Origin of the sequence: Streptomyces sp. NPDC056580, assembly GCF_042793175.1 — a bacterium.
Lineage (GTDB): Bacteria > Actinomycetota > Actinomycetes > Streptomycetales > Streptomycetaceae > Streptomyces.
Window position 1 is genome coordinate 514,148 of record NZ_JBHTVE010000005.1, and the last position, 6,128, is coordinate 520,275.

At 65.8% G+C, this 6,128-nt stretch carries 4 protein-coding genes and 3 pseudogenes; 5 read left to right on the top strand and 2 right to left on the bottom strand.

The window, feature by feature from the left end; translation table 11 throughout:
- Window positions 1–34: 34 nt before the first annotated feature.
- Window positions 35–562, bottom strand: coding sequence for an SMI1/KNR4 family protein (locus ACFQ9Z_RS13770; RefSeq protein WP_383015777.1), 528 nt, complete (start codon window positions 560–562; stop codon window positions 35–37).
- Window positions 563–2,330: 1,768 nt separating this feature from the next.
- Here ACFQ9Z_RS13770 and ACFQ9Z_RS13775 point away from each other — a divergent pair.
- Window positions 2,331–2,582 (top strand): annotated as a pseudogene (locus ACFQ9Z_RS13775) (5'-nucleotidase C-terminal domain-containing protein); the annotation flags it as partial.
- Between the two features lie 63 nt (window positions 2,583–2,645).
- Here ACFQ9Z_RS13775 and ACFQ9Z_RS13780 read toward each other — a convergent pair.
- Entirely contained in the window at window positions 2,646–3,383 is a 738-nt protein-coding gene (locus ACFQ9Z_RS13780; protein WP_383015780.1) for a PH domain-containing protein, read from the bottom strand.
- A gap of 273 nt (window positions 3,384–3,656) precedes the next feature.
- Here ACFQ9Z_RS13780 and ACFQ9Z_RS13785 point away from each other — a divergent pair.
- From ACFQ9Z_RS13785 to ACFQ9Z_RS13800, 4 genes and pseudogenes are all read left to right on the top strand, one after another.
- Window positions 3,657–3,803, top strand: a pseudogene (locus tag ACFQ9Z_RS13785) (IS5/IS1182 family transposase); the annotation flags it as partial.
- A 174-nt stretch (window positions 3,804–3,977) separates the two neighbouring features.
- Complete coding sequence (locus ACFQ9Z_RS13790) at window positions 3,978–4,316, top strand: hypothetical protein (protein WP_383015783.1); 339 nt, start codon at window positions 3,978–3,980, stop codon at window positions 4,314–4,316.
- 496 nt (window positions 4,317–4,812) lie between these two features.
- A complete protein-coding gene (locus ACFQ9Z_RS13795; protein WP_383015786.1) occupies window positions 4,813–5,256 on the top strand; it encodes a hypothetical protein in 444 nt (147 codons plus the stop codon).
- Window positions 5,257–5,347: 91 nt separating this feature from the next.
- Window positions 5,348–5,788, top strand: a pseudogene (locus ACFQ9Z_RS13800) (transposase).
- Window positions 5,789–6,128: the final 340 nt, after the last annotated feature.

The following is a 6,128-nucleotide window of genomic DNA, read 5'->3' on the forward strand; positions in this document are numbered from 1 at the left end:
ACGAAGCGGGCTATGGCTGTGCGTACGAGCCCTTTCAGCGACAGAGCTCCATGATGGTGTCATCGAAGTGCGGGAACTCCCGGCTTGCCTGCTCAATAACGACAGCCGCCGATTGCTTGCAGTCGGCGGCGAATCGTTCGGCAACGGCCGCCAGCTCCTGGTTGTGCTGCGGAGTCCAGTCAGGCTCGTGCGAGGTGGCCGCCTCCCAGGGCCCGTATCCGCCGGCCAACAGCCACAAAAACGCCCCCAGGTCGCGCGCCAGGACACCTGTCTCACCCTCGGAACCAAGGAAGACCACAGGCTGATCAACGAGCGGGCGGTGTGGGCGGACGAGCCAGAACGCCGCATAGCCCCCCGTGCCGTCCTGGCCGAACACACGGAAGCTGTCGCCGTCCAAGTCCCTGTTGGCCGTCCAAGCGCGAAACCAATCGGTGGTCTCTTCGGCAGACAGGAAGGCCGGGAACGCCTCGAAGTCAACGCCGTTGCCGTCGTTGTAGTCGAAGGGAAGTGCCAGAGCGGCAGCCAGGGCCGCAGGGAACTCCCGATCATCGGTAGGGGTCACGCGAACAGGCTAGCGAGCGGCTCTGCCACTGGGACTGTCCCGCACAGGTCAGGCAGCTTGCTGAGCCCCTTGTCGATAGGCAGCGGCTACCGAGGCCGGGGTGTCAACCATCAGCTGGGACCGAACTGTCAAGCATCTACCGGGACTGGACAATCCCCGCCAGGCAGAGTGAGTTACAACTTTCTCTACTGGTTCAAGCCGGCTGCGCTCCGCTCCGCCGGGCGCGCTCCCGGCTCCGCTGCGGGCGACGCTCCTGCCTTCGGCCCGCTCCGCCCGCGCTGCGCCGACGCGCGCCCACGTGGCCAGAGCCGGGACATGAGTCGATCACCGTAGAAAAGCGGCCACGCTTAGAACAGCCTCCGGCGGGGGCGCTCAGGCTCCGAGATGGCGGGGGGCGCCGTTCGCGAGTGCAGGCGGAGTTGTGACGTGCGCGGGGTGCTCCCATCCCGTCCACCATCGACCCAGGCAAAGCCGAGCAGACGCGGCCCAGGGCGTCCAGGTCGTTCGTACAGTGGCGCGCTCCACCTGGACGCCCTGAACCACGCCCGCTCCACGGTGTGTGGGCCGACGGCAGACGGGATGGGAGCTGGGGTGGATGGTGGGTTGAGGAGGGAAGCGGGTGCGGCTTGGCACGAGCTGTACCGGTGCTTTACGGCACCACCAGGCCGCAGGCCACGCCTGTGCAGTAGCCTCCCTGCGGAGGGGTGCCATGTCTGCGTGGATCATGTTGGGCTCCGGCTGCTTTGTCGTAGTCCTGGGCGTGTTGACATTGACCGGCAGCCGGGGAATCGCAGAGTACGCGCGATCGCCTAGGGCTGGTTGGGGTCGGATAGCGATGGGTGGCGGTTTCGTCCTGGACGGCGGAGCTAAACTTCTCGGTTTCTCTTCCGGAGCGGGGATGGTTGTTTCCACCATTGCCCTGGGGGTCATCGTGCTCGGTGCGGTGCTTCAGCTCCGGGTTGGAACGTTCGCCAAGGCTCGTCATGCTGGCGACGCAGATTGAGCAGTGCCACTACTCCCCGGCCAGGGCGACCGTCAAGTGAGCCCCTGATGTCTGACACCAGCAGCTGACACCAACAGCCGCGAACAGGGTCGGATTTCGGCGTACTCCGGCGGCCGGCGTCGAGCCGCTTTCCCGGCGAAGTACAGGGTGCGGAAGGCGCCGTGATCGACCTGATAGGGAAGAGGCCGCACCTTCAAGCCATCCGACCTCTCTTTTGCGGAGTTTTTTGTGAGTATTTTTGCTTGGTTCATTTTGGCCGCCATTGCCTGGATGGCCTACTCGGTATGGCGTATTCGCCTCCTGCCCGCTCGGAGACGTTGGCTACCGTTTGTGCTTCTTATCGCCGGTGTGGCAGGCGTTGTATCCGGATCCGATCAGAGTGCCGGCACCTCAGCGGACAGGATCCTTGTGATCTCCGGCCTCGTCTTGATTCTCGTCTCGTGGATAGTGAGCCTGAGGGAGCGCCGAGGGCAGGGCAAGTGCCCATCTGTGCCCGACGATGTCACGGACGATGTGGGGCGGGATGCCCAGTCCGAGCAGCAGCGTGACGCAGGTGTGGCGCAGGTCATGAAAGCGGACCTCCAGCCCCAGCCGCTCGCGGATGGGGTAGAAGTGCGGTTTATTTCCCTCGTATGACTGGCCTGACAGGACCTCCGCGCTGCGCGAACGAGCCGCAGTGATGGTGGTGGGGGGATTGGGTGTCGGTGGACCTCATCGACTGGATCTGTATAGCGATCGCATGGCTCGTGACCTTCGGGACAGGAGAAGTCCGGCGCGGACCGTGTCGTCACCGACTCCATCCGCCTCAACGGCAGCCCCATCGACCCGGCTTCCACCTACCGCATCGCCACCAACAGCTTCCTGGCGGGCGGTGGAGACGGCTTCCTGACGCTCGGCCAGGGCACGGGCGACCTGGTGGGCGGCGACGGCCTGGGCGCGCTGGAGAAGTACCTGACGGCCAGTTCCTCCGCTGGCAGTCCGATCGCACCGCTTCCGGCGGACCGCATCACCGTCGTGTGGTGGGCGCCGTGCGCCGGAAGTGACCTCGGGGGCGGCAGGACCGGCCGCCCCCGACGTGTGTCAGGCCTCCCGCTGGTCGCGGGGGACCAGGTACTTCCAGCCCGCGTGGAAGAGGGCGGCGAACAGGACGAAGGAGCCGAGCGGAACCAGCATCGTCAGCCGGACCACGGGCGAGCCGTCCGAGGTGAACAACAGTCCGATCGACAGTACGGTCATGCACCCGAAGACGATGAGCGCCCCGTAGACCGCCCACAGCCAGGCCCTGCGGTGCGCCGCCCGTTGCCGGATCAGCGCCTCCACCTCCGGCCGGCGCGCCCACGCCATGCCGCGGTACGGGGCACCGACGGCCAGCAGACCGGCGACCTCGGCCGGCGGGTTGTCCAGCTGCCAGTCGTCGATGTGCGGCAGGAGGAGGCGCCGGCCCTCGGTGTCGTAGAGGTAAGCGAGCCAGCGGCGGGCGGAACCCATGGCGTTCGGAACGGGCTCGGCGCGAATGTCGTAGATGGCGGACCAGGCGCGGGTGCGCTCGGTGAGGGCGCGGCGGACTGTAATGCCGTCAGGGTCGACCAGCGTGCGGCCGCGCCGCATGTAGAGCCCCAGCCGCGCGAGGGTCAGCACGAAAATGACGGCGAGGATGAGCATGGGCCACCGGAACGGGTCGCCGTGCCGCATTGTCTGGGAGAAGGCGAGGATCGGAATGACCGACGGCCCCAGAATCCTCACCAAGGGCGTCTTCTTGTACTTGCGGTACTCCCGCACGATTCCGACGCCGGCCGACGGCATGGCGCTGTTGTCCACCGCGGTTCTCCCCACCCGATGCGCACGAACACGTGCGCGACTGGGGAGAGGATAGGGGTGTTCCCTGAGAGTCCTACCCCCGGGGTATGCCGCAGGTCAGCGCAGGGTGCCGCCGTGGGCGGCGACGAGACCGCGCAGGCTCAGGCCGCCGATGAGAGCTGCTCCCGTCGGAACCAACCAATCAGCCATCTCGCCTCCACCCCTAGACCTGATCGCGTCGCGCGAGGAGGGTACCGACGAGCACTGACAGCACCGGAAGGGTGAGGACCGACCCTCGCGGCCGTCCGGGCCCCGGTCGAGCACGGCTTCGCCCACCTCAAGAACTGGCGCGTGCTCGCGAAGGTCCGCACCGACCCAAGGTGGGCGACCGCGCTGGTCAGGGCCCTGCTGGTCCTCACCAACCGCGAAGTCTCCCGGTGACCGACGATCTTCACCGAAATCTCCCGCCCCCGACCAGCGCGAGCATCCCGAGGCCCACACACACCAGAACTCACACCTGCAACTCAGGGATGCCCGCCCCGCAATGTGTCGGAGCATGTCAACTCCCAGTGTGGACCCTACTTTTGACCTTTGAGGGATGGGATGATCGCCGGCATGGAGATCCTCAGATATGTGTTCCTCGTCTTCCACCTCTTCGGGTTCGCCGCGATCATGGGCGGCCTCTTCTATCAGCTGAGGGAGAAGAACCCGGTGGCCGGCAGCTACATGCCGATCAGCGCGGTCATACAGTTGGTCACCGGTGTGGGACTGATATGGACCCGGACGTCCCTCGACCTACCGGTGGACAACGCGAAGATGGGGGTGAAGCTCTCCCTGGACGTTCTGGTGGCGGTGGTAGCTCTGATGGGCATCCGCAACAAGCAGCAGTGGGCCTTCTACGCCGTGGGGACACTCTCGGCGGCCGCGGTCGTCGTGGCCGTTGCGTGGAAGTAGTTCCCTCGGCGTCGGGCGTGACGGACCTTCAACCGCCCGAACCCCAGGGTTCCGGAGATGCGGATCGTCGGTCCGGTGGGGTGGAGTGCCGCAGGGGCATATGAGGGAGCCGTACAGCAGAACGTCGCCGTCGGCCTGTTGGGCGATCTTCTTGCCGCTCTTGCCTCTCCGCAGCCTCCCGCGATCTCATGGCGTGCCGACCCGCTGACGGTTCGTAGGCGGCGGCCGGTCGTGGGCACAGCCGAACCCGGCATCCAGCCGACACCGGACCCGTCCGATGATCTACGCCGTGGTCATCCGCCGCCGACCTGCGCGAGTACCCGAATCACCCTGCACACCAGACCCGTGACCTGCGACTTTACGATGCACACCGCCCAGTGGCCGGGGATGCCACTGTGTCTGCGGCTGTCGTCGGCTTTCCCGCAAGGAGGGAGTTCCGCGCTGCGACACTTCCGATGACGAGCGCGCAGGCTACGGCACAGAGGAAGGAGAGACATTGGCCGACACGAACGGTTGGGACAGGGGACGCCTGTTGGTCCTGTGGGGAGTGGCGGTACTGCTCGCGATCGGAGGAGCAGGGATCTTCCTCACGATTCACGACACCAGAGGGGACCTCGCAGCGCTGGAGGACTCCGGCAAGGCGTTCCTACAAGCCCTTGGCTCAGGTAACGGCGAGGCCACCTGCGCCCTCATGACCCGGACCGCGCAGTCCGAACTCGCTGCCGCCCAGCACAAGGACATGTGTCCGCAGGCCGTCGAAGCGCTGGTAGGACCCCTGAGTGGCGCGGAACGAGGCAAGTTGGCCGACGCCTACGCGTCCCGGTTCTTCGCACGGGACAGCAGCCTCGGACACATAAACCTCGACGACAACCCTCTCCAGATCAGCGAGCTGCTGCTTTCGAAGGTCGACGGAAAGTGGCTGGTGACCGAGTGGCGTTAGTGGTCCAGCTCTTGATCGCGATCTTCATGGCTGATGGGCGGCTTGCCGCTGGTAGTGGCATCCGTGGGCCCGGGCCTGGTGGCGTCGTCGCCTGCACGGTGAACGCTCACGGCTGATCTACCGGCCCAAGCGGCATCTCGATCACAAGCGCGGCGGCAGACGCAGTTTCACCTGGACCGACTACCGCGACCTGCTCATCGCCGCACACCAGCAGCTCGGCGGACCCATTGTGCTGGTGTGGGACAACCTCAACGTCCACAAGGACCGCCGAATGCGGGAGTTCATCGACACCCACGACTGGATCACCTGCTATTTCCTGCCGGCCTACGCACCGGACCTCAACCCCGTCGAGGGCATCTGGTCACTGCTGCGGCGCAGCAGCCAGGTCAACACCGCCTTCACCGACCCCGACCACCTCATCAGCACTCTGTGACACGGTCTCCGGCAGATCCAGTACCGCAGCAACCTCATCGACGGATGCCTTGCTGAAACAGGGCTCACGTTGACAACATCACGGCGACAACGTCAGTAGAGGCGCCATCCGATCACAGCGACGCGCGCCCTCCGGAGCCGTTGCCGTACAGCAGCGGAGTACAGCAACCCGACCAACCGGCGGCGCCCAACACCAACCCTCCTAGCCCTTCCGGCAGCCTGTATGACCTTCGATGGCCGATCTCTGTAGAGCTACGGATCAGAAGGTTGCAGGTTCGAATCCTGCCGAGTGCACACAGGTCGAAGGCCCCCCAGGATCATCCCGGGGGGCCTTCGACATCAACCGCTGACTGTGAGGATGTCGGTGGTGCCGCCCGAGGCGGTCTGACCCGCCAACTGACCGACGTGCGAGCTGTCTTGTTGATGAAATGTCGGCCGAC